This is a genomic window from Streptomyces sp. NPDC057010 (genome assembly GCF_042673805.1).
Lineage (GTDB): Bacteria > Actinomycetota > Actinomycetes > Streptomycetales > Streptomycetaceae > Streptomyces.
Genome location: NZ_JBHUSC010000015.1, coordinates 1 through 21,764 on the forward strand (window position 1 = coordinate 1; position 21,764 = coordinate 21,764).

At 73.2% G+C, this 21,764-nt stretch carries 19 protein-coding genes and 1 pseudogene; 9 read left to right on the top strand and 11 right to left on the bottom strand.

Annotated elements, in window-relative coordinates:
- Positions 1–67: 67 nt before the first annotated feature.
- Positions 68–568: a hypothetical protein gene (locus tag ACFTXQ_RS16015; RefSeq protein WP_382641027.1), complete on the bottom strand. Its 501-nt coding sequence runs from the start codon at positions 566–568 to the stop codon at positions 68–70.
- Between the two features lie 363 nt (positions 569–931).
- Between ACFTXQ_RS16015 and ACFTXQ_RS16020 the strand changes: the two genes are divergently transcribed.
- Positions 932–1,594 carry a class F sortase gene (locus ACFTXQ_RS16020; RefSeq protein WP_382641030.1) on the top strand — a complete coding sequence of 221 codons (663 nt, stop codon included), beginning with the start codon at positions 932–934 and terminating at the stop codon, positions 1,592–1,594.
- Positions 1,595–1,628: 34 nt separating this feature from the next.
- Here the strand turns inward: ACFTXQ_RS16020 and ACFTXQ_RS16025 are convergent, their stop codons facing one another.
- Together ACFTXQ_RS16025 and lysX are read right to left on the bottom strand one after the other, a co-directional pair.
- The gene (locus tag ACFTXQ_RS16025; protein WP_382641033.1) at positions 1,629–2,540 is read right to left on the bottom strand and encodes a polysaccharide deacetylase family protein; all 912 of its coding nucleotides are present in this window, start codon (positions 2,538–2,540) and stop codon (positions 1,629–1,631) included.
- A gap of 91 nt (positions 2,541–2,631) precedes the next feature.
- A complete protein-coding gene (gene lysX / locus ACFTXQ_RS16030; RefSeq protein WP_382641036.1) occupies positions 2,632–5,937 on the bottom strand; it encodes a bifunctional lysylphosphatidylglycerol synthetase/lysine--tRNA ligase LysX in 3,306 nt (1,101 codons plus the stop codon).
- Positions 5,938–5,997: 60 nt separating this feature from the next.
- Between lysX and ACFTXQ_RS16035 the strand changes: the two genes are divergently transcribed.
- The gene (locus ACFTXQ_RS16035; protein ID WP_382641039.1) at positions 5,998–6,459 is read left to right on the top strand and encodes a universal stress protein; all 462 of its coding nucleotides are present in this window, start codon (positions 5,998–6,000) and stop codon (positions 6,457–6,459) included.
- Between the two features lie 17 nt (positions 6,460–6,476).
- On the opposite strand, the gene ACFTXQ_RS16040 is transcribed toward ACFTXQ_RS16035, so the two are convergent.
- The gene (locus ACFTXQ_RS16040; protein WP_382641042.1) at positions 6,477–7,682 is read right to left on the bottom strand and encodes a CapA family protein; all 1,206 of its coding nucleotides are present in this window, start codon (positions 7,680–7,682) and stop codon (positions 6,477–6,479) included.
- Between the two features lie 331 nt (positions 7,683–8,013).
- Here ACFTXQ_RS16040 and ACFTXQ_RS16045 point away from each other — a divergent pair, with 331 nt between their 5' ends.
- Together ACFTXQ_RS16045 and ACFTXQ_RS16050 are read left to right on the top strand one after the other, a co-directional pair.
- Positions 8,014–8,553, top strand: a complete 540-nt coding sequence (locus ACFTXQ_RS16045; RefSeq protein ID WP_382641045.1) for a sigma-70 family RNA polymerase sigma factor — start codon at positions 8,014–8,016, stop codon at positions 8,551–8,553.
- Positions 8,554–8,744: 191 nt separating this feature from the next.
- Positions 8,745–9,245 (top strand): hypothetical protein, encoded by a 501-nt coding sequence (locus ACFTXQ_RS16050; RefSeq protein ID WP_069922841.1) that lies wholly within the window; start codon positions 8,745–8,747, stop codon positions 9,243–9,245.
- Positions 9,246–9,256: 11 nt separating this feature from the next.
- Here ACFTXQ_RS16050 and ACFTXQ_RS16055 read toward each other — a convergent pair whose 3' ends face one another.
- The 4 genes from ACFTXQ_RS16055 to ACFTXQ_RS16070 all read right to left on the bottom strand — a co-directional run bounded on the left by ACFTXQ_RS16055 (position 9,257) and on the right by ACFTXQ_RS16070 (position 13,984).
- On the bottom strand, positions 9,257–9,667 hold the full coding sequence (locus tag ACFTXQ_RS16055) for a hypothetical protein (protein ID WP_382641048.1): 411 nt from the start codon (positions 9,665–9,667) through the stop codon (positions 9,257–9,259).
- A 26-nt stretch (positions 9,668–9,693) separates the two neighbouring features.
- The gene (locus tag ACFTXQ_RS16060; RefSeq protein ID WP_382641051.1) at positions 9,694–10,554 is read right to left on the bottom strand and encodes an Fpg/Nei family DNA glycosylase; all 861 of its coding nucleotides are present in this window, start codon (positions 10,552–10,554) and stop codon (positions 9,694–9,696) included.
- Between the two features lie 78 nt (positions 10,555–10,632).
- Entirely contained in the window at positions 10,633–12,696 is a 2,064-nt protein-coding gene (locus ACFTXQ_RS16065) for a SpoIIE family protein phosphatase (RefSeq protein ID WP_382641054.1), read from the bottom strand.
- A gap of 7 nt (positions 12,697–12,703) precedes the next feature.
- The gene (locus tag ACFTXQ_RS16070; protein ID WP_382641057.1) at positions 12,704–13,984 is read right to left on the bottom strand and encodes a DUF6777 domain-containing protein; all 1,281 of its coding nucleotides are present in this window, start codon (positions 13,982–13,984) and stop codon (positions 12,704–12,706) included.
- Between the two features lie 162 nt (positions 13,985–14,146).
- On the opposite strand from ACFTXQ_RS16070, the gene ACFTXQ_RS16075 reads away from it, so the two are divergent.
- From ACFTXQ_RS16075 to ACFTXQ_RS16085, 3 genes are read left to right on the top strand one after another with little or no spacing between them, the layout of a single operon-like run.
- A complete protein-coding gene (locus ACFTXQ_RS16075; RefSeq protein WP_382641060.1) occupies positions 14,147–15,055 on the top strand; it encodes a YndJ family protein in 909 nt (302 codons plus the stop codon).
- Positions 15,052–15,585, top strand: coding sequence for a DUF1990 family protein (locus ACFTXQ_RS16080; RefSeq protein ID WP_382641062.1), 534 nt, complete (start codon positions 15,052–15,054; stop codon positions 15,583–15,585). Before ACFTXQ_RS16075 ends, ACFTXQ_RS16080 begins: the two co-directional genes overlap by 4 nt.
- A 20-nt stretch (positions 15,586–15,605) precedes the next feature.
- On the top strand, positions 15,606–17,045 hold the full coding sequence (locus ACFTXQ_RS16085) for a lipase maturation factor family protein (RefSeq protein ID WP_382641064.1): 1,440 nt from the start codon (positions 15,606–15,608) through the stop codon (positions 17,043–17,045).
- Here the strand turns inward: ACFTXQ_RS16085 and ACFTXQ_RS16090 are convergent.
- On the bottom strand, positions 17,031–18,014 hold the full coding sequence (locus ACFTXQ_RS16090; protein ID WP_382641066.1) for an NAD-dependent epimerase/dehydratase family protein: 984 nt from the start codon (positions 18,012–18,014) through the stop codon (positions 17,031–17,033). The genes ACFTXQ_RS16085 and ACFTXQ_RS16090 overlap by 15 nt on opposite strands.
- 211 nt (positions 18,015–18,225) lie before the next feature.
- Positions 18,226–18,399, bottom strand: coding sequence for a hypothetical protein (locus ACFTXQ_RS16095; RefSeq protein WP_382641246.1), 174 nt, complete (start codon positions 18,397–18,399; stop codon positions 18,226–18,228).
- A 340-nt stretch (positions 18,400–18,739) separates the two neighbouring features.
- Here ACFTXQ_RS16095 and ACFTXQ_RS16100 point away from each other — a divergent pair, with 340 nt between their 5' ends.
- Positions 18,740–19,180, top strand: coding sequence for a hypothetical protein (locus tag ACFTXQ_RS16100; protein ID WP_382641069.1), 441 nt, complete (start codon positions 18,740–18,742; stop codon positions 19,178–19,180).
- A 42-nt stretch (positions 19,181–19,222) separates the two neighbouring features.
- Here the strand turns inward: ACFTXQ_RS16100 and ACFTXQ_RS16105 are convergent, their stop codons facing one another.
- A complete protein-coding gene (locus tag ACFTXQ_RS16105) occupies positions 19,223–20,704 on the bottom strand; it encodes an SDR family NAD(P)-dependent oxidoreductase (protein WP_382641071.1) in 1,482 nt (493 codons plus the stop codon).
- 247 nt (positions 20,705–20,951) lie between these two features.
- Here ACFTXQ_RS16105 and ACFTXQ_RS16110 point away from each other — a divergent pair.
- A pseudogene (locus ACFTXQ_RS16110) lies at positions 20,952–21,758 on the top strand (DMT family transporter); the annotation flags it as partial.
- Between the last annotated feature and the right edge of the window lie 6 nt (positions 21,759–21,764).

Genomic DNA, 21,764 nt, shown 5'->3' on the forward strand with positions numbered 1-21,764 from the left:
CCCCGAGTCCTGGCCAGGACTCGGGGCGACCGGCGGTTTTCCTTGCCTGACCGGGGAGGTCTGCCGGTCAGGCGCGGCCGCGGATCGGACGGCGGCGGCGCATCACGTGGGCGCCCGCGCCGAGGGCGGCGGCGCCGACGAGGCCCGCGCCGATGGCGGTCTCGGCGGTGGACGGGCCGAAGGAGCCGCCGATGCCGCCCTGAGAGGGGTTGCCTTCGAGGATCCGGAAGCGGTGGGTGGCGACCAGGCTGTTGTCGTTGCACTTGACCGACAGCGTGTGCGTGCCCGGAGAGGCGTGGTTGAAGATCCGGACGGTGGCGAAGCCGATCGACCCGGCCGACAGGTTGGCCGGCGGAAAGTTGCCCGGCGACGCGACCGTACCGCCGTGACCGCAGCCCGACGCGCTCACCTGCATCGTGGATCCCTGGTGTACGGCGTACGGGTTGACCGAGATGTTGCTGGGACCGCCGCCCCCGCCCAACGGGGCGTTCGCGGAGGCGAAGGGGACACTGAGGCCGATCGCGGCGCAGGCTGCCGCCGTCACGGTGAGAGCGCGGAAAACACGCATGGTGGAACCTCCAGCGGGAAGCGCCCCGGAGCGTCGGCCCCGGATGATCGACGAGAACGCCTCCCACGTTGAACCCTCGGGCCGGCCCGCAAGCTCCGCATTTTCGCCTTTGGGCCGCCCGGTTGAGCGACACGCCGAAGCGCGGACGACGCAGCTGACGGATCCGCAGGTCACGACCCGTCAGGCATTTATGTGACGATTACCTGGATGGGCGCACCTCTTCCGGCCCCTTCCCGGCCCCGCCACCCGTTCGCCCCTCCCCTCTCGCCGTCCTGCCTAGGCAGCCTTAGCGTGCGTGAAGTAGGGCGTACAGGGGTGGGACAGGAACGCGGGTCGGGACCCCCGCGTCGGGAAGGGAGAACGATGGGCGAGGACGAGACCTGGCCGTCGCGCAGACGCTCACCGTGGGGCGTGCTCGCCCTGGTCATGCTCACCGGCCTCGCGATGGTGCGCAACGGTGTGGACATCGACGACGGGCCGCCCCAGCCCACCGCGGCCTCGCGCGTCGCGGTGACGGCCGACCAGCTGCCGGCGGATCCGCCGACGCCGCCCTCGGACATGGAGGTGCTGGAGCACTCGTCGGTGCAGCGCATCCGGATCCCCACGATCAACGTGGACGCTCCGGTGATGACGGTCGGGCTGGACGCGGAGGGATGGATCGACGCCCCGCCGCCGCAGGACCGCAATCTGGCCGGCTGGTACCTCAACGGCATCTCGCCGGGCCAGCGGGGCTCCGCGGTGATCGTGGGCCACGTGGACAACGCCCAGGGCCCGGCGGTCTTCTACGGCCTGGGCTCGGTGAAGCCGGGCAACCAGATCGAGGTGGAGCGGTACGACGGGCGCACGGCGGTGTTCGAGGTGTACGGCGTGGAGGTGTTCTCGAAGGACGCCTTCCCCGGAGCCCGGGTGTACGGGGACACCGGGCACCCGGAACTCCGGGTGATCACCTGCGGCGGCGGGTACTCGAAGGCCCGCGGCTACGACGGCAACGTGGTCGTCTTCGCCCGGATGGTGGAGGCCCGCTGAGCCGGGCCGCGGGCCGGCCCTCCGGCCGCCCGGATCAGCGGGGCGGTAGCGGCGGGAGGGTCATCCGGTAGCCGCGGGCGAGGAGTTGGGGCAGGTAGGAGGAGATGGCCCGGACGCTCTGGGAGCGGTCGCCGCCGGCGTCGTGCGACAGTACGATCACGCCCGACCCGGCGCCCGCGAGGACCCTGGAGACGATCGTTCCGGTCCCGGGCTCCTTCCAGTCCAGGGTGTCCACGGTCCAGGCGAGCGGCTCCATACCCAGCTCCGCCCCGATCTCGAAGGCGGCCCGGTTCCACGCCCCGTACGGCGCCCGGAACCACACCGGGGCCTCGCCCACGGTCTGCTGTACGACCTCGCTGGTGCGGCCGATCTCGGAGGCGATGCCCGGCCGACTGAGCGTGGGGATCAGCGGATGGGTCCAGGTGTGGTTGCCGATGACGTGGCCCTCGGCGGCCATCCGGCGCAGCAGGTCACGGTTCTCGGTGGCCATCTCCCCGCACACGAAGAACACGGCGCGCACCCCGTGGCGGGCGAGGGTGTCGAGGATCCCGGGGGTGTAGCGGGGGTCGGGGCCGTCGTCGAAGGTGAGGACCATGGAGCCGGCCGCGGACGCGTCGGCCGGGAGCTCCAGGATGGGGCGGGTCCGCACGGCGGGCTTCGCGGCGCGCTGGCGGCCGGGGGTCTCGGCGGTCATCGGCCGCAGCCGGTATGACTTCTCGGCGGCCAGCTCGTGGATCCTGCCGGGGGCTCCCGCCGCGGGGTTCGGTCCGGGGGCGCCGGCCGGGCCACCGGCGGGCGCGCCGCCGGGGGCGCCCGGCGCGCCGGGGCGGCCCGCCACCCCGCCCTCGCCGCCCGCGTTGATCAGTCCGGCGGCGGCCGCGACTCCGAGGAAGACGGCGGTACGCAGGAGCACGCGTCGCCCTACTGTCGGCTCGTCATTTTTCATTATTACTACGTATCAACGACATCGGCGGAGATGTCGAGAGGCGCGGACGCACCCCCTCCCCGTCACCCGCTCGGACCAGGCGGGGGACCGCTCAGCCGCGTCGCACCAGCGGGAACGGGAGCGTCTCGCGGATCGTCAGGCCCGTGAGGAACATGACGAGACGGTCCACGCCGATGCCCAGGCCGCCCGTCGGCGGCATCGCGTACTCCAGCGCGTCCAGGAAGTCGTTGTCGAGTTCCATCGCCTCCGGGTCGCCGCCCGCCGCGAGCAGCGACTGCGCGGTGAGCCGGCGCCGCTGCTCGACCGGGTCGGTCAGCTCCGAGTAGGCGGTACCCAGTTCGGTGCCGAAGGCCACCAGGTCCCAGCGTTCGGCGAGCCTCGGGTCCTTGCGGTGCTGCCGGGTGAGCGGGGAGACGTCGGTCGGGAAGTCCTTGTAGAAGGTGGGCAGCTTGGTGCGCTCCTCGACGAGGCGCTCGTACATCTCCAGGACCACGTCGCCGCGGGTGTCCTCGGGGGCGTGCGGGACCGAGGCCCGGTCGCACAGCCGCCGCAGCACGTGCTCCTCGGTGTCGGCGTCGACCTCCTCGCCGAGGGCCTCGCTGATCGCCCCGTACATCGTCTTGACCGGCCAGGGCCCCGAGATGTCGTGGACGACGAGCTTGCCGTCCGGGCCCGCCTTGTGCGCGACCGGCGTGCCGAACGCGGCCGTCGCCGCGCCCTGGATCAGCTCGCGGGTGAGGTCGAGCATCACGTCGTAGTCGGCGAAGGCCTGGTAGGCCTCCAGCATCGTGAACTCGGGGTTGTGCTTGTAGGAGACGCCTTCGTTGCGGAAGGTGCGGCCCATCTCGAAGACCTTCTCCATGCCGCCGACGCACAGCCGCTTGAGGTACAGCTCGGGCGCGATGCGCAGGTACAGGTCGAGGTCGTAGGCGTTGATGTGGGTGCGGAACGGCCGGGCGTTGGCGCCGCCGTGGATCTGCTGGAGCATCGGGGTCTCGACCTCCAGGTACCCGCGGTCCAGCAGCCCCTGGCGCAGGGCCTGCACCGCGCTGGAGCGGGCCCGTACGACCTCACGGGCCTCGGGGCTCGCGACGAGGTCGAGGTAGCGGCGCCGGACGCGGGCCTCCGGGTCGGCGAGGCCCTTGCGCTTGTCGGGGAGGGGGCGCAGGCACTTGCCGGTGAGCTGCCAGGCCCGTACGACCAGGGAGAGCTCGCCGCTCTTGCTGGCGCCGACCTCGCCGCTCGCGACGACGTGGTCGCCGAAGTCGACCTGGGAGGTGAAGGAGTCCATGGCGTCGGCGCCGGTCTCGTCGCGGGTGAGCATCAGCTGTATGTCCCCGGACCAGTCGCGCAGGACGGCGAAGAGCACGCCGCCGAGGTCGCGTACGAGCATGACGCGCCCGGCGAGGGTGGCCTCCTCGCCGGAGCGGGCGCCGGCCGGGTGGTCGGGGTGCGCGGCCTTCAGCTGCGCCACGGTGTGGGTCCGCTGCCGGATGCCGACCGGGTACGGGTCGGTGCCGCGGGCCCGGATGCGCTCCAGCTTGTCGTGGCGGACGCGCACCTGTTCGGGCAGCCGTTCGGCGCGGGCGGCGGCCTCGGCCTCCTCCCCGACGCTCTCCAGGCCCAGGGAGTCGATGGAGGGCAGCCCCTCTGTGGTGGCGGGGTTGGTGAGGCCCTTGGGATGGCCGTTGCCCCACAGGGTGCGCAGTCTGGGTACGGAGACGAAGCCCTCGGCGATGCCGGAGGCGAGGCTGACCCGGGCGAGCGAGCCGGCGTCCTGGTAGCAGAGGAACCGCGGGTACCACTCGGGGCCGTACTTGACGTTCGAGCGGTAGAGCGCCTCCAGCTGCCACCAGCGGGAGAAGAAGAGCAGCAGCTTGCGCCACAGCTTCAGGACGGGGCCGGCGCCGATCCGGCCGCCTTCCTCGAAGGCGGAGCGGAAGACGGCGAAGTTGAGGGAGATGCGGCGTACGCCCAGGCCGGGGGAGGCGGCGCAGAGCTGGGCGACCATGAACTCCATGACCCCGTTGGGGGCGGCGCGGTCGCGGCGCATCAGGTCGAGGGAGATGCCGTCCTTGCCCCAGGGGACGAAGGAGAGCAGGGCGATCAGCTCGCCCTGGGCGTCGAAGGCCTCGACGAGCAGGCAGTCCCCGTCGGCCCGGTCGCCGAGCCGGTCCAGGGCCATGGAGAAGCCGCGTTCGGTCTCGGTGTCGCGCCATGTGTCGGCCCGGTCCACGATCATCTGCATCTCGTCCTCGGAGAGGGCGGAGTGGCGGCGGATGACGGTGGTGGCTCCGGTGCGCTTGACCCGGTTGACGGCCTGGCGGGTGACGCGCATGTCGCGGCCGTCGAGGTCGAAGTGGGCCACGTGCAGGATGGCCTCGTCGCCGAGCTGGAGGGCGCTGAGTCCGGAGCGGGCGTAGGCGGTGGCGCCGTCCTCGGAGGCGCCCATGACGGCGGGCTGCCAGCCGTAGCGGCGGGCGACGGTGAGCCAGGCGTCGATGGCGGGGGTCCAGGCGCCGGGGTCGCCGACCGGGTCGCCGCTGGCGAGGCAGACGCCCGCTTCGACGCGGTAGGTGACGGCGGCCTTGCCGTTGGGCGCGAAGACGACGGCCTTGTCGCGGCGGGTGGCGAAGTAGCCGAGGGAGTCGCTCCGTCCGTAGGCGCCGAGGAGGGCCCGGATCCGGGGCTCCTCGTCGCCGTGCAGGGCGGCGGTCAGGCGCTGGGAGCGGAAGAGGGTGGCGGCGGCGTTCAGCAGGGCGACGGCGCCGAACAGGCCGAGCAGGAAGTAGAGCGGTCGGGGCGGGCGGCCGTCGAACTGCCGGGCGGAGAAGAGGCCGCCGAAGACCTGCTTGGCGGCCCAGTCCAGCCACTGGCCCCTGGGCAGGGTGCCGGGGAACAGGGCGATGAACCCCCAGCCGAGGAGGACGGCGACGAGCAGGCCGGTGCCGAGCACGAACATGGCCCGCCAGAGGGCTCCGGGCCGGGAGGCGGCGTAGAACTCGGCGCGGGCGGCGATCAGTACGGCCATGGCGGCCACGGCGACGGCCATGGAGGGGACGCCGACCCAGTAGTCGCCGTCGGCCATGGTCAGTACGTCGACGAGGATCAGCAGGGCCAAATAGGTGACGACGATCCACCAGGCGACCTTCTTGCGGGTGCCGAGGGCGGCGGCGAGGAGGAAGAGGAAGACCGCGTAGGCGAGGTTGGCGCTGACCGGGACGACGATGAGGTCCAGGAAGCGCACGACGTGCCGCAGCAGTCTGCGCAGCGTCGGGGAGAGCGACAGCAGGGCGCACAGCAGGCCGAGCGCTCCGAAGAACGCCCCGAATCCGTCGGGAACCCGGTTCAGGAAGCGGTTACGGGTTCCGCGCGTCTCCTCCACGGTGGCACTCATGGTTCGCACTGTAGGGAGGGCGGCGGCCGTCCGCGCGCCGAGCGGGATAGCCTCGGAAGGGTGACGGAGCACGTGAACACGGGATTCGAACGCGGTACGGACGGCCCGAAGGTGATCCTGGCCGGGGTCGACGGGTCGGAGTCCTCGCTGCGGGCCGCGGCCTACGCGGCGGGGCTGGCCCGGCGGCAGAACGCCCTGCTGGCGCTGGTGTACGTCCAGCCGGTGATGCCGGCGGGGGCCTCGCTGGGCGCGCCGGTGGCCGACACCACCGGGGAGATCGCCGAGGGCCTGGTGGCGGAGATCCGTGAGGCGGCGGAACGCCTCAAGGGCATCTACGCGGTCCGCTGGCAGTTCCACACCTTCCGCGGCGACCCTTACGCGGGCCTGGTGAGCGCGGCGGAGGAACTGACGGCGGACGCGGTGGTGGTCGGCGCCTCCGAGCAGGCCGGCCACCGCATCGTGGGCTCGGTGGCGATCCGCCTGGTCAAGGCGGGCCGCTGGCCGGTCACCGTCGTGCCCTAGGGCCGCGAGCGGCCCGGCTACCTGGCCATGGTGAGGCCGTCCTTGGCGGCGCCGCGGCTGAGGACGGCCTCGCTGATGGCGTCCTGGGCGTTGTCGTAGTCGCTGCGGTCGGGGTTCTTGGCGAGGGTGTCGGGGAGGTTGACGACCCTGCCGATGGACAGGTCCATCATCTGGGGGACGAACTCGGCCTTGGTGACCTGCCAGCGCTGCCCCTCCGCCGCCGGCGGGGCGAAGGTGAAGCGGCCGATGGAGCCGTAGTTGCCGCGCATGTCGCGTGCGCCCGTGTAGTTGAACATCTCGCCCGCCACCTGGTCGCCCATGCCGTAGATGATCCAGGTCCCGTTGACCTTCTCGTAGGGCTGCGGGATGTGCGCGTGCGTGCCCAGGATCATGTCGATGTCGGGGCGGCCGCCGGTCCGGGAGGCGGTCAGGGCCCTGCCGAGGGAGAGCTGCGTCTCGTCCGGCTCGGTCTGCCACTCCGTGCCCCAGTGCACGCTGACGAGGACCACGTCCGCGCCCGCTTTCCGGGCGGCCCGCGCATCCGCGATGATCTTGTCCTGCTTCATGAGGTTGACCGCCCACGGCTGTCCCTCGGGCAGCGGGTAGCCGTTGGTGTCGTAGGTGTAGGCGAGGTGCGCGACCTTGGCGGTCCCGGCCGTGTACGTGGTCACGGCGGCCGCCTCGGCTGCCGTTCGGGCCGAACCGGCGTGCTTGAGGCCGACCTTGTCGAACCGGTCGAGCGTGCGGCGCAGCCCGTCGGCGCCGTCGTCGAGGGTGTGGTTCGAGGCCGTGGAGCAGCCGTCGTACCCGGCGTCCTTGAGGCCGTCGGCCACCTCCGGCGGAGACTTGAAGGCGGGGTAGCCGGAGAAGGGGCCGCCCTCCTCCCCGTAGATGGTCTCCATGTGGCAGATGGCCAGGTCGGCGCCGGAGACCAGGGGTTTGACGCCGGAGAACATCGGCCTGAAGTCGTAGCCGTCGCCGGGCGCGTCGTCGGCCGCCCGCTGGATGACCGAGGTGTGCGGCAGGACGTCGCCGCTCGCGACCAGGGTGAATCCCCTGGCCGAAGGGGAGCCCGCGGCGCTGGAGGGGACGGGCTTGCCGGATTCGGCGAGGCGGGCCGGCGCCGATCCCGCTCCCGGGTTCCCGGCGGCCGAACAGCCGGCGGCCGCCGACAGCAGGAGGGCCGAGAGGAGGGTGACGGCCCGTCGGGTGTGCCTGTTCATCTGCCCGGCTCTCATTAGTACGACTATCGGATCACCTGCAATCCATAGAAAGAGACGCCTCAAGTCAAGGAACGGATCCGGCCACCGGCCCCCGCACCACCCGGATGGCGGCGCCGGGACCCGCCCGGAACCGCCTCCTCGACCGCCGCCGGAGGGGCTGCCGTTCGCCGCGCCGTTCGACCGTTCACCGCCCTCCCCGGCCGCCCACCGGACGACCCGGGTGCTTGGGCGCACCACCTGGACCGGACGGTTCCCGGGCGGCTCCGTGCAGGTCAGGGTGGACGTGTCGCCCTCGGTCACCGACCCCCACGCACCCCGGAAGGAGCCCCTCGTGCCGCTCTCCCCCACCCTCATCCGTACGGACCCCGAGGCCCTGGCCGAACTCCAGCGCGACCACGGGCGGGCCCTGTTCGGTTTCCTGGTCGGGCTCACCGCCGGGGACGCGCAGCGCGCGGAGGACCTCGTACAGGAGACCCTCGTACGGGTCTGGCAGCACCCGGAGGTCCTGTCGAGCGGGCACGAGTCCATGCGGCCCTGGCTGTTCACGGTGGCCCGGCGCCTCGCGATCGACGCCCGGCGGGCCCGCCTCTCCCGGCCGCAGGAGGTGGACGCGGAGGGGCTGGAGCAGGCGGCGGCGCCCGAGGACGCGGTGGCCGGTTCGGTCACGGCCATCGACGTGCGGCGGGCCGTGGGTTCCCTGGGGCCGGAGCACCGCGAGGTGCTGGTGCAGGTCTACTTCCGCGACCGCTCGGTGGCGGAGGCCGCGGCCGAGCTCGGGATACCGGCCGGGACGGTCAAGTCCCGTACGTACTATGCCCTTCGGGCCCTGAAGAAGGATCTCCAGGGCTACGGGTACGGCCTCGGCGCCTGACCCGGCTCGCGGTAAGGGATCGGAGAACGCCCCGAAAGCGTGCGGACCGGACAGAAACCGCATGGAATGAGGCATCAGACCGTGCAAGTTGAGTAAACATCCCCCGCTCCGCGAGCCGCTGGGTGAAGGCTCGTGGCTGACGACGGGACGCTCGAAGCGCGGGAGAAGGTGGAACGGTGCAGCCCGAGGGTATGAACGGCACCAGTGACGGCGGGCTTGCGGTGCCCATGGCCTGGCTCTACGCCGAGTACATCGCAGACGAGCTGCTGCGCACGGGCCGGCTGATCCCGGTCAGCACCCTGGAGTTCCGGGCCGGGCGCGACACGCTCGCGCTGACGATCTACCTCTCGGACGCGGCCGGGGAGCTCTCCGGGATCCGGGTGGTCTCCCAGCTCGACGAGTGGCTCTCGCTGACGGCGTACGGGCACCCCTGGCGCGACTGGGTGCACACCCGGTTCCTCGCGCTGGGCGAGGAGGCCCGCGAGCGCGGCCGCGCCGAGGAGCCGGACCTGGAGCTGGCCCGCGCGGCATGGCGCTGGCTGGACCGCACCGAGCTGTTCGCCACCAACCTCGACCCGGGCCGGCACGGACACGCGGACACCCCGCCGGGGCTGGACGAGAACGCGCGGGTGTGGACGCCGGCCTGGCAACTCGGGCTGCCGCTGGGCCATTTGGCGATGCACCTCTTCTGAACGCGCCGCTGTTAGGCGGGGCGGCGGGGAGCCGGACCCGGAGCCTCGGCCGGGTCCATCACCAGGCCCGTGAAATCGGCCTCGTTGCGCTCGGCGCGGGTGACGTACCAGCGGGCGATCAGCCACATCACCGGATACACCAGCACGCCCAGCGCCGCCCACACCAGCGGCCCCGACCCGGTGCGCGGCAGCAGCAGCACCAGCGGCAGCGTCCCGACCAGCAGCGCGAGCGCGGCCAGCGCCCCCAGCGCGGCGCGCAGTTGGCTGCGCACGAGGGCCCGTACGTAGGTGGCGCCGAGGGTGGTCTGTTCGGAGATCTCGGAGCGCGCCGGGGTGTGGGCGGGCGGCCGGCGGCGGGCGCCCCGGGGGACCCCGGTGACGACTTCGCGCCGGGGCGGCGACTGCTGCTGCTCCTCGGCCATGGTGCCGAAGTCTATGCGGCGCCCGGCTATTTGAGGAGGCGGGAGAGCCGCCGGTCGGCGAGCGGCTTGCCCCCGGTCTGACAGGTCGGGCAGTACTCCAGGGAGGAGTCGGCGAAGGAGACCGAGCGGACTGTGTCCCCGCACACCGGGCACGGCTCCCCCGCCCGGCCGTGCACCCGCAGGCCGCTCTTCTTCTCGGCCTTGAGCTCCCCCGCGGCCACCCCGTGCGCCCGCTCGACGGCCTCGCCCAGGGTGTCGCGGACGGCCTCGTGGAGCCGGGTGATCTGCTCCTCGTCGAAGGAGGCGGCGAGTTTGAAGGGCGAGACCTTGGCCCGGTGCAGGATCTCGTCGCTGTACGCGTTGCCGATCCCGGCGATGACGCTCTGGTCGCGCAGTACGCCCTTGATCTGGCGCCGCTCCCCCTCCAGCAGCGCCGCGAAGGCGTCCCGGTCGAAGCCCTCGGCCAGCGGGTCGGGTCCGAGGCGGGCGATGCCGGGCACGTCCGCCGGGTCGTGGACCACGTAGACGGCGAGGCGCTTTTGGGTCCCGGCCTCGGTGAGGTCGAAGCCGCCACCGCCTTCGAGGACGACGCGCAGGGCGAGCGGGCCCTTGCCGGGGCGCGGTGGCTGCGTGGGCAACGTGTCCTGCCAGCGCAGCCAGCCCGCCCGGGCCAGGTGGGTGACGAGGTGGAGCCCGCCGATCCGCAGGGCCAGGAACTTGCCGTACCGGGTGGTGGGCCCGGCCGTCTGCCCTTCCAGGGCGGTCAGCGGCGGGTCGTAGGTCTTGAGCACGCTGACGGCCAGCGGGAGGACCCGCTCGACCACCCGCCCGGTGAGGTGGGCGTCGAGGTACTCCCGCAGGGCCTCGACCTCGGGCAACTCCGGCATGGTCCCAGCCTGCCCCGGCCCCGCGGGAAGCGCGAGCCGGCGCCGGTCCCGGCGGACGGGGCGGCGCCGGTCCCGGCACTACGCCATCACGAACTCGCACCACACGCACTTGCCGCCGCCCCGCGACTCCACGCCCCACGCGTCCGCGAGCCGGTCCACCAGCATCAGTCCGCGCCCCGAGACCCCCGATGCGCCGGCCTCGCGCCGCCGCGGGAGCGCGCTGGAGCGGTCCTCGACCTCCACGCGCAGGCGGCGTTCGGGGCCGGTCAGGACGCGCAGGGTGACGATCGCCGGGCCGTCCGTGTGCATCAGGGCGTTCACGATCAGCTCGTCGGCGACCAGCTCGATCTCGTCGGCCCTGTCCTCCGCGCCCCAGGCGCGCACCGCCGCCCCGATCATGTGGCGGGCCGCCACCAGCGCCTCCGGGTCGCCCGGCGCCACGTGCTGCTGGAACCGGCCGCCGCCCTGGGGCGCGGCCTGCACCTGGCGGCGCAGCAGGAGCAGCGCCATGTCGTCGTCCCCGCCCCGCTCGTCGACGATCCCGCAGAGCCGGTCCGCGAGGTCCTGGAGGTCGGCCGGTCCGCTGCGGATCAGCGAGGTGAGGAAGCGGATCCCGTCGTCGAGGTCGGCGCCGGGCTGTTCGACGAGGCCGTCCGTGCACAGCAGGACCGTTTCCCCTGGGTCGAGTTCCACCGTGGTCACCGGGTATTCGAGGCGGCCGAACTCGGCGGAGAGGCCCAGCGGCATCCCGCCCGCCACCGGGATCCGCCGGCAGCCCCCGTCCCGGGTGCGCAGCAGCGGGTCGATGTGGCCGGCCCGGACCAGTTGGAGGACCCCCGTCGTGAGGTCGGCCTCCACGTACGTGCAGGTCGCGAAGCGGTCGGTGTCCAGCTCGTGCAGGAAGACGGAGGCCCGGGCCATGACGGTGCCCGGCGAGTGGCCCTCGGCCGCGTAGGCGCGCAGCACGATGCGCAGCTGGCCCATGACCGCCGCCGCGTGGGTGTCGTGGCCCTGGACGTCGCCGATGACCGCGCCGACCCGGCCGCCGGGCAGCGGGATCACGTCGTACCAGTCGCCGCCGATGTCCTGGCCCATCCGGGCGGACCGGTACCGCACGGCGATGTCCGCGCCGGGCACGGAGGGGATCCGCCTCGGCAGCATGGCCTGCTGGAGGCCCTCGGCCAGGTCGTGCTCCTGCTCCAGCAGCATGGCCCGCTGGAGGCTCTGGGCGATGCTGCTGCCGAGTGCGACGAGGAGGTTCCGCTCGTCCTGGGTGAAGCCGTCCTTGTCCTGGTAGAGCAGGCCGATCGCGCCGATGGGGCGGGCCTGGGCGATCAGCGGCAGGTAGGCGGCCGCCGAGATCTTCATGTACGAGATCTTCGTCCAGAGCCCGGGGTAGTCCGTGGCGAACTCCTGCGCCGAGTCCAGGAAGCGCGGCTGGAGCGAGCGGACGACCTCGCTCATCGGGTACTGCTCGTCGATGCGGGTGTAGCGGGTGCCGGGGACGAAGCTGCCCTCGGGTCCCTCGGCGACGAGGTGGATCCGGCCGGCCTCGACGAGGCCCATCACCATGCCCATCGAACCGAGGCGCTCCAGCCCGTGGGCGTCGCCGAGCGCGTCGATGACGTCCTGCACGGTGCGGGCGTGCGCGAGGGCCGCGGTCGTGCTCTCGACCACCGAGGTCTGGCGGCGCCGTTCCTCGTCGAGGCCGAGGCGCTCGGCCGAGTGGCTGAGTTCCTCGGTCGCGTCGCGGACGATGCCGATGATCCGGTACGGACGCCCGTCGGGGCCGCGCATGACGCGGCCCTGGGTGTGGGTCCAGCGCAGCCGCCCGTCGTGGCAGCGGATGCGGAAGTAGGCGCCGTAGCTGTCCTCGCGGCTCTTGAGGGCGCTGGAGACGAGGGCGTCGAGCCGGGTGGCCTCGGCGGGAGGGACCCGCGGGGCCAGGGATTCCGGGCGCCCGTCGTACTCGTCGGGGGTCGTGTCGAAGACGTCGAGGGCCGCCGAGTCCATGTGCATGAGACCGGTGAGCAGGTCCCAGTCGAAACTGCCCATGCGGTTCAGCGCGAGCGACCGGTCCGGGTGCGCGGGCCAGTCGTCCGGCAGCGATACGGCGGTCGGCACCGATCCACCATGACACACGGGCCGGTCAGGCGCTCTCCAGTGAGTAGCCCGGGTCCGAGGGGTCGATCAGCTGGTCCGGCACGGCGAACGGGTCGGCGGGGCCGTTCGGATCGTTCGGGTCGGCGGGTGCGTACGGGTCCTCGGGCGAGAGGGGGACGCCCGGGTCGGTGGGGAACGGCGGGGGCAGGTCGGAGGGCAGGTCGGAGGGGACCTCGGCCGACGGCGGCTGCTGCTGCTGCTCGGGGGGGGTGGCGGGGTTCAGGCCGGGGTTCTGCGGTGAGCCGGTGGCATCCGGCGGGGCCGGGGTGGGCTGCGCGCCCTGCGGGCAGTCCGTGGCGCCGGGGGCCGGAACGCTCGGCGCGGCATCCGCACCCGGGCCGGTGTCGGAGGGTGCGGGCGTCGGCGGGTCGGTACGGGCCAGGCTGTTGCTGTCGGGGGTCGGGCAGGGGTCCTCGGGCGTGGTACCGGGCGGGATGGCGGGGCCGTTGGGGATGCCGTCGGCCGGGTCGTACGGGGGCACCACCTGCGGAGTGCGGTCCTGGGCGCCGTCGTCGCCCCGCTTGCGCTCGAGCCAGGTGTTGTCGGCGATGTTGACGATCACCAGGTTGTTGATCACATGGGTGGTGGGCTCGATCACGATGACCTGGTTGGGCTGGTAGCCGTCCCACGGGTCGCCCTTGGGGACGGGGGAACCCTTGGGTGCGCGCGGGGAGAGCAGCGGGTTGCCGCACGCGCAGCGGACCCTGGGCATCCCGTGTTCGTCGACGAGGACGGCGGTGCCGGCCTGGAGGACCGCCTGGTAGCTGTCGGCGCGGCCCCCGCGGAAGCCGTGGCTGGTGACGCGGGTGTCGGCGCGGAGCACCACGGGGGTCAGGCCGCGCAGGAATTCGGGGAGCTTCGCCTGTTCGATGTCGGAGGCCTCGGCGAAGGCGCGGGCCTTGGCGTCGTCGGTGGTCAGGAAGCGGACCTGCTGTTCCACGTCGCAGCTGCCGAGCCGCTCGGTGCCGCCGTAGAGGCCGGGGGTGGCCGCGTTGACGGTACGGATGCCCTGGCCGGTCCGGTTGGGCAGCGGGGGCTGCACGGGGGCGGACTCGGCGGTGGCGGTCGAGGTGGTGAAGGGGTCGGGGCCGGCGGAGGCCACGGGCTGGAGGTAGACGTCCTGGCTCTCGGCTCCGGCAGTGCCCCGGTGCTCCTCGGAGCCGCCGCAGCCCGCGGCGAACAGGCTGAGGGCGGCGAAGAGGGCGGCGCCGGCCGGTCCGTGACGGCGCGGCGCCTGACGAGGTGTCGGAGGTGTCGGTCCGTGCACGTGGATCTCCCTTTTCGCCCCGGTTGCTCCCTCTTGTCTGCACCATCCCCGCGCACGCCGCAACCGGAAGAGTTCTTGAACATGTTCAAGGGAGCCCGTAGAGTCGCGACCGCGAGTTGAACGCGTTCAAAGCGTTCGGCCGCGACCGGGAGGGGAGCCGTCGTGACGGTACTGGTGAACGTGATCGTCACCCTGGGCATGCTCTGGGTCGTCCCCGCCGGCCTGCGCCTGATCGACCCGGCCGGGCTCGGCCGGGCCGCCCGCCTCTGGCCGCTGCCGGCCGCGCTCGGGGTCCTCTGCCTGTGGCTGCCGCGCGGTGGTGCCGCCACCTCGCTCGCCGCACTCTACGCGGCGGCCTGCCTGGCCCTCGCGGCGCGGGCCCCCGCCGTACTGCTCCGGGGCCGCCCGCCCGGCCGCCCGCCACGGCCCGCCGACGTCGCGGTCGCCACCGCCCTCGTCTCGCCGTCGATCGCCGGGACGGCGCTGGTCGCCGAGCGCGCCGGGTACCGGCTCTTCGGCTTCGACCTCGACGTCCTGGCGCTCACCGTGCCCCACTTCCACTTCGCCGGATTCACCGCCGCGCTGGTCGCCGGGCTGGTGTGCCGGGCCGCCGCGCCCGGCCCGGGAGCGCGATGGGCCGCCTACAGCGTCCCCGCCGGGACCCTGCTCGTCCTCCTCGGCTACTTCGTCGGCGACTGGGCCGAGCTGGTGGGCGCGGTGGTCCTGACCGGCGGGATGTGGGCGGTGGCCCTGACGACCTGGCGCGAGATCCGGCCCGCCGGCCGCGACCGCACCACGCGGGCGCTGCTCGCCGGCTCGGCCGCGGTCCTGGTGGCCACGATGCTGCTCGCCCTGTGGTGGGCGGCCGGCGAGGCCACCGGGATCGTCCACCCGACGCTGACCTGGATGGCCGCGACCCACGGCCTCGGCAACTCCCTCGGATTCGCCCTCTGCTCGGTGCTGGCCTGGCGCCGGCTGACGGCCGACACCAGCGCCACCACTGCCACCAGCACCACCACTGCCGCCACTGCCGCCACTGCGGCTGCCGCCCGACAGGAGACCACGCCATGACCCGCCTCATCAGCACCGGCCGGGACACCCTCAGCTACCCCGACCGGGGTGCCACGGCCCGGCGGCCGCTGCCCGCCGGCTACAACCACCTGAGCCACCGCACCCGGATAGGCCGGGGCCGGGCGGCCTTCGAGGCCGCCGGAGCCGCGCTGACCACCTTCCACGCCCACCGCACCTCGGGCATGCGCGTCCGCGCGGATTCCGGGGCCGTCCGCGCCGGCGACCGCGTCGAGGTGGGGATCGGCTTCGGCCCGCTGCGGATCACCGCTCCCTGCCGGATCATCTGGACGGCGTACGAGCCCAGCCGCATCGGCTTCGCGTACGGCACGCTGACCGGCCACCCGGAATCCGGGGAGGAGTCCTTCATCGTGGACCTCGACCCGGACGGCACGGTGTGGTTCACGGTGACCGCCTTCAGCCGCCCGGCCAGCTGGTACACCCGCCTCGGCGGCCCGGTGATCCCCTTCCTCCAGCTGAACTACGCCCGCTGGCTGGGCCGCCACCTGCGCGGGCTGGCCGGTGCCGCCTGACCGGTCCGATACTGGAGTCGATGGACTGGTTCACGGCGCCCGGGTACTGGCTCGGCCGACTGGTCTTCCAGCGGGCCCTCGCCGGTGTCTACCTCTTCGCCTTCGTCGGGGCCGCCCTGCAGTTCCGGGCCCTGATCGGGGCGAACGGCATGCTGCCCGTGCCGCGCTACGTGCGGTACGTGCCGTTCCGGCGCGCCCCGAGCCTGTTCCAACTGCACTATTCCGACCGGCTCTTCGCCGGGTGCGCCTGGGCCGGCGCCGCCCTGGCCGCCGCGCTGGCCGCCGGGGCCGGGGACGAGGTGCCGCTGGGCGCCGCGATGGGGATGTGGGCCCTGTTGTGGCTGCTCTACCTCTCCATCGTGAACGTCGGCCAGACCTGGTACTCCTTCGGCTGGGAGTCGCTGCTGCTGGAGATCGGCTTCCTGGCCGTCTTCCTCGGCAACGCCCGGGCCGGGCCGCCGGTGCTGGTGCTGTGGCTGCTGCGCTGGGTTCTCTTCCGGGTGGAGTTCGGGGCCGGGCTGATCAAGATCCGCGGGGATTCCTGCTGGCGCAGGCTCACCTGCCTCTACTACCACCACGAGACGCAGCCGATGCCGGGGCCGCTGAGCTGGTTCTTCCACCACCTGCCGAAGCCGCTGCACCGGGTGGAGTGCGCCGCCAACCACGTGACGCAACTGGTGGTGCCCGTCCTGCTGTTCACTCCGCAGCCGGTGGCCTCGTACGCCGCGGGGATCATCGTGGCGACGCAGCTGTGGCTGGTGCTCTCGGGCAACTTCGCTTGGCTGAACTGGGTGACGATCACGGTGGCCCTGTCGGCGGTGGACTTCACCGGGATCGCGGGCGCTCCCCCGGCCGCGGCCTCGCGGGCGTCGCCGGTGTGGTTCGTGGTCCTGGTCTGCGCGGTGACCGTGCTGGTGCTGGTGCTGAGCCGGCATCCGGTGCGGAACATGATCTCGCGCCGCCAGGTGATGAACCGCTCCTTCGACTCGCTCCACCTGGTCAACACCTACGGGGCGTTCGGCTCGGTGGGCCGGATCCGTGACGAGGTGGTGGTGGAGGGCACCGCCGACCGGCTGCCGCACGAGGACGGCGACTGGCGGGAGTACGGCTTCAAGGGAAAGCCCGGTGAACCGCGCCGGATCCCGCGCCAGTTCGCCCCGTACCACCTGCGGCTGGACTGGCTGATGTGGTTCGCCGCGCTCTCCCCCGGCTACGCCCGGGACTGGTTCGGGCCGTTCGTGGAGCGGCTGCTGGCGGGCGACCGGGACACGCTGCGGCTGATCCGCCACAACCCCTTCCCGGACGCCCCGCCCCACTACGTCAGGGCCCGGCTGTACCGGTACCGCTTCACCACCTGGCGGGAACTGCGCGAGACGGGCGCCTGGTGGCACCGCAGGCTGGTGGGCGAGTACCTGCCGCCCACCCGCCTCGCGGAGGCTGCCTGGTCAGAGCCCGAGTAGCGCCGCCTCGCGCTCCGGCGAGAGGCCCTTGGCCGACCGGTCCGGGCGCAGCGGGGCGACTCCGCCGAGGGAGCCGAGCCAGGCCCAGGTGTCGGCCACGGTCTCCTCGACCGGGCGGCACTTCAGTCCCGCCGCGAGGGCCTTGGACACGTTCCCGCCGTGCATGTAGTCGTGCGCCTCTCCGGCGGGGATCCAGACGGGGAGTTCGGTCCAGGGTTCGACGCCGGCCTCCTCGATCACGGCCGCATCGGTCCAGCGCAGGTCGGCGCCGCCGCCGGTGACCGCGGCGCAGGCCTCCAGGAGGCTGCCCATGGTGGCGTGCCCGGACGGGGAGACCAGGTCGTAGGCGCCGCCGCGCCCGGCCTCGGCCGCGTCCAGGGTCCAGTGCGCGAGGTCGCGTACGTCGATGTACTGGATCGGCAGGTCGCGCGGGCCGGGGGCGAGCACCGGGCCGCCCCGGGCGGTGCGGCCCAGCCACCAGGGCAGCCGGCCGGTGTTCTCGTACGGGCCGAGGATCAGTCCGGCGCGCACCAGCAGGGCGCGGTCGCCGAAGGCGTCGAGGGCGGCGAGCTCGGCGCCCCGCTTGTCCTCGGCGTAGGCGACGGCGTCCGCGTCGGGCGAGCCCTCGACCACCGGGCTGTCCTCGCCGCCGCCGGGCGGGGAGGGGTAGGCGTACACCGAGCGGCTGGAGACGTAGACGTAGCGGCCGGCGCGGGCGCTGAGCAGGCGGGCCGTGTCGCGGACGGCCGTGGGGGCGGCGCTCCAGGTGTCGACGACGAGGTCCCACTCCCCCTCGGCGAGGGCGTCCAGGCCGCCGGGGGCGGTGCGGTCCCCGTGCAGGGCCGAGGTGCCCGGCGGGGGCGCGTGGTGCCCGCGGTGGAAGACGGTCACCTCCCAGCCTCGGTCGAGGGCCTCTTCGGTGATCGCGCGTCCGACGAATTCGGTTCCACCCAGCATCAGCAGCTTCATGCGGCCAGCCTGCCGGGGAGGATGCGGCCGCCGGAAGCCTTGATCGCCGACAGCGATGACGCTCAGGGCGTAGGAGGTGCGGGAACCCGCGTTCCGGAACGAGGCGTACCCGGACCGGGCGTGGGGCAGCCGGGCACGGGGCCGGGGCCGCCGGGCAGGGCAGCGCCCCCGGTGCGGTCGGCACGGGGGGCGGTGTGCACCGTCGTGCGGGCTAGTCGATGCCGGGCAGGATGTGGGACTCCGCCAGGTCGTCCTCGTAGCCGGCCAGCCGGATCGGGGCGGATCGGGCCCAGACCTCGAGACTGCCGAGCTCGTCGGTCCGCGGCTTGGACCGCGATCCCGTGCGCTCCAGCAACGACGGTTCGGGCTGCGTCATTTCAGTCACCGCGCACTCCTTTGTGTCGCGTAACCCGGCAGGCGTGCCGCGCGCCGGGCAGGGATGTAAAGGGTTTCCGGACGCGGTGGCGCCTTGGTGGAGCGAGGCCCGGATGGGGCCGTCTGATGCCCCAGAGTACACATATGAGCGGGCCTCCGCTCGATAGAAAGGCAAAATCCGCGTCGCCCTCTTCTTTTCGCCGCGAGTTCAGGAAGTCGTCGGCCCGCGGGTGCGACAAGCATGGTCCGCTCGACGCCGAATGCGCGCGGCGACGACGGAGGGAGCGGCGGTGGCGAGGTCCGGGATTCCGGGGTCCGAAGTGCCGTACGTCTCAAGCGTTTCGGAGCTGATGGATCTCCTCCACGGCTGCCGTGACGGCCTCGGACTCCAGGCAGCGGCGCTGTTGCGGCGCTCTCGGCCCTTCGACAAAGAGCTCCAGATCGCCGGTCTGCTGCAGGACCTCGGGGAGCTGCTCCGTCCGGGTGACGTGGCGGAGGCGGTGCGTCCGCTGCTGGGCGAGCGGGTGGCCCGGCTGCTACGGCTGCACGCGCGGGCCGCGGACGAGGCGGGGCTCCGCGCCCTGGCGGCGGCCGGCCCCGACGGCGAGGCGGCGGCGACGCTGCGGCAGGCGCACGACGCGGCCGGGGCGGCCGGCCTGGACGCCGGCGTGCTGGAGGACTGGCGGCCGGTGCTGGAACTGCTCGCGGCGGGCGCCTACCGGGCGGGCCGTGCCCGGAACGGGAACGACCCCCTCGGTGCGCCGAGGGGGTCGATCGCCGGGATCCCGTAGGGGACGGGCTCCCGCAGGAGGCCCGGCCCGTGGGTCCGTGTCCTACCAGTTCGCGGGGGCGTAGTCCTTCAGGAAGACCCCGAACAGGTCCTCGCCGGCCTCGCCGCGGACGATCGGGTCGTAGACGCGGGCCGCGCCGTCGACCAGGTCGAGCGGGGCGTGGAAGCCCTCCTCGGCCAGGCGCAGCTTGTCGAAGTGCGGACGCTCGTCGGTGATCCAGCCGGTGTCGATCGAGGTCATGAGGATGCGGTCCGTCTCGAACATCTCCTGGCCGCTGGTGCGCGTCACCATGTTCATCGCGGCCTTGGCGGCATTGGTGTTCGGGTGCCCCGCGCCCTTGTAGCCGCGGCTGAAGACGCCCTCCATCGCCGAGACGTTGACGACGTACGCACGTCCGCTGGCCGCCCGCCGGGCGGCCTCGGCCATGGCCGGCCGGAGCGCGCTGATCAGGATGAACGGCGACGTGTAGTTGCACAGCTGGGTCTCGAGCAGCTCCACCGGGGAGATCTGGTCGATGGTCTGCACCCAGGTGTTGGACTCGACGACGTCCGGCAGCAGGCCGCCCGCGTCGATGGCGGTGCCGGCGAGGTGCCGCTCCAGGCTGGCGTTGCCCGCGACCAGGGCGAGGTCGGCGACCTTCTGCGCCTCGAGCCCGCTCACGCCGACGGGCAGCGCCGCGAGGCCGTCGACCGCGCCGGAGTTGAAGGCGCCGATGACGTGGTGGGCGGGGAGCTCGCCGGCCGGCAGCGGGGCGCTCTCCCCCTCGACCAGAGCGGCGTAGGCGGTGGGCAGGCGCCGCACGGTCTGCGTCGCGTTGTTGATCAGGATGTCGAGCGGTCCGGCCTCGGCGACCTGTTCGGCGAGCGCCACGGCCTGGGCCGGGTCGCGCAGGTCGATGCCGACGACCTCCAGGCGGTGCATCCAGTCCGCCGAGTCGTCCATCGCCTTGAAGCGGCGGATGGCGTCCTTGGGGAATCGGGTGGTGATCGTGGTGTGGGCGCCGTCGCGCAGCAGCCGCAGCGCGATGTACATGCCGATCTTGGCCCGGCCGCCGGTGAGCAGCGCGCGCTTGCCCGTGAGGTCGGCGCTGGCCTCGCGCTTGGTGCGGTTCACGACGGCGCAGTTCGGACAGAGCTGGTGGTAGAAGTAGTCGACCTCGACGTACCGCGTCTTGCAGACGTAGCAGGAGCGCGGGCGCTGGAGTATCCCGGCGATCCGGCCGGCCTCCGTGACCGAGGAGGGCAGGATGCCCTCGGTCTCGTCGTCGATGCGCTCGGCGGAACCGGTCGCGGTCGCCTCGGTGACGGCCTTGTCGTTGGCGGTCTTGGCGGCGCGGCGCTCCTGGCGGCGGCGCTGCTTGACCGTGCGGTAGATGCCGGCGGTGGCGCGTCGTACGGCGATGGCATCGGGGTGGTCGACGTCGAGCTTGTCCAGCTCGTCGAGCACGCTGAGGCAGACGGCCATGCGCTCGGGGTCGATGCCCGGCCCGTATGCCTGGTTGTCTTCGGTCTCGGTCACCGTCATGGCCGCTGCCGTTCCTTGATCATTCGTCCGCATCCGCCTGCTGCGGAAGTCCCCAAAAGGGAAACTGTACGGATCCGACGCGCCCGGAACCAAACCCGTGGCCGCGGTCCTCACGGACCGGGAGCGTCCGGTCACGGCGCGCCTTCGTCCCGGGGGCGGCACGTACTCCCGTACTACGCCCGGAGTATGAGCCGTGACCCCCTGTGGGCGGAGGAATAGCGTAGATCGTTCCGGCATTGTGGACTTCATGAGTGCACTGGCGCTGTCGGTCCTGCTCTGTCTCGTGTCCGCCGTGGCGTACGCGGGCGGTGCGATCGTCCAGGAACGGGTCGCGGCGAGCACGCCGGACCGCCCCTACGCTCCGCTGCGCCGGGGCGGCTGGTGGGTGGCGGTCGGGCTGAACGGGCTGGGCGCGCTGCTGCACGTGCTGGCCCTCGCGTACGGGCCGCTGAGCCTGGTCCAGCCGCTGGGCGCCCTCACCATCGTCTTCGCCCTGCCCATGGCGGCCGTGTTCGTGGGCCGCAGGGCGGGCGCGGCGGCCTGGCGCGGGGCGCTGCTGGCCACGGTGGGCCTCGCCGGGCTGCTGGCGCTGACCGGTGGCGGCGGGCGCGCGCAGTCCCTGGCCGGCGGTGAGCGGAGCCTGCTGCTCTCGGTGACCGGGGCGGCGGTGGCGGTGCTGTTCGTGGCGGCGCACCGGATGCGACGGGCGGTGCTGCGCAGCGTCCTGCTGGCCGCCGCGGCCGGTACGGCCTTCGGCATGGCCTCGGTGTTCACCAAGTCGGTGGCCGAGGGCGTCACCGCGGGCCCCCTGGGCGCGCTGTGGCCGGACCTCGCGGCGATCGCCGTGCTGGCGGCCTGCGGGCTGCTGCTGTCGCAGGCGGCCTACCGGGGCGCGGGGCTGACCGCGCCGCTGGCCACGGTGACCGTGGTCAACCCCGTGGTCGCGGCGACGGTCGGCCTCTCGCTGTTCGACGAGGGCTTCCGCTACGGGACGGCGGGCACGGCGGCGGCGGTGGTCAGCGCCGTGCTGGCGGCGGCCGGCCTGGTCCTGCTCATGGCC

Bases quoted from the DNA above. Each gene is read 5' to 3' on its own strand.
- ACFTXQ_RS16100 (WP_382641069.1), top strand. From the start codon at position 18,740: ATGGATCTCCTCCACGGCTGCCGTGACGGCCTCGGACTCCAGGCAGCG.
- ACFTXQ_RS16105 (WP_382641071.1), bottom strand. From the start codon at position 20,704: ATGACGGTGACCGAGACCGAAGACAACCAGGCATACGGGCCGGGCATC.
- ACFTXQ_RS16090 (WP_382641066.1), bottom strand. From the start codon at position 18,014: ATGAAGCTGCTGATGCTGGGTGGAACCGAATTCGTCGGACGCGCGATC.
- ACFTXQ_RS16055 (WP_382641048.1), bottom strand. From the start codon at position 9,667: ATGGCCGAGGAGCAGCAGCAGTCGCCGCCCCGGCGCGAAGTCGTCACC.
- ACFTXQ_RS16040 (WP_382641042.1), bottom strand. From the start codon at position 7,682: ATGAACAGGCACACCCGACGGGCCGTCACCCTCCTCTCGGCCCTCCTG.
- ACFTXQ_RS16060 (WP_382641051.1), bottom strand. From the start codon at position 10,554: ATGCCGGAGTTGCCCGAGGTCGAGGCCCTGCGGGAGTACCTCGACGCC.
- ACFTXQ_RS16025 (WP_382641033.1), bottom strand. From the start codon at position 2,540: ATGAAAAATGACGAGCCGACAGTAGGGCGACGCGTGCTCCTGCGTACC.
- lysX (WP_382641036.1), bottom strand. From the start codon at position 5,937: ATGAGTGCCACCGTGGAGGAGACGCGCGGAACCCGTAACCGCTTCCTG.
- ACFTXQ_RS16085 (WP_382641064.1), top strand. From the start codon at position 15,606: ATGGACTGGTTCACGGCGCCCGGGTACTGGCTCGGCCGACTGGTCTTC.
- ACFTXQ_RS16080 (WP_382641062.1), top strand. From the start codon at position 15,052: ATGACCCGCCTCATCAGCACCGGCCGGGACACCCTCAGCTACCCCGAC.
- ACFTXQ_RS16020 (WP_382641030.1), top strand. From the start codon at position 932: ATGGGCGAGGACGAGACCTGGCCGTCGCGCAGACGCTCACCGTGGGGC.
- ACFTXQ_RS16050 (WP_069922841.1), top strand. From the start codon at position 8,745: ATGAACGGCACCAGTGACGGCGGGCTTGCGGTGCCCATGGCCTGGCTC.
- ACFTXQ_RS16015 (WP_382641027.1), bottom strand. From the start codon at position 568: ATGCGTGTTTTCCGCGCTCTCACCGTGACGGCGGCAGCCTGCGCCGCG.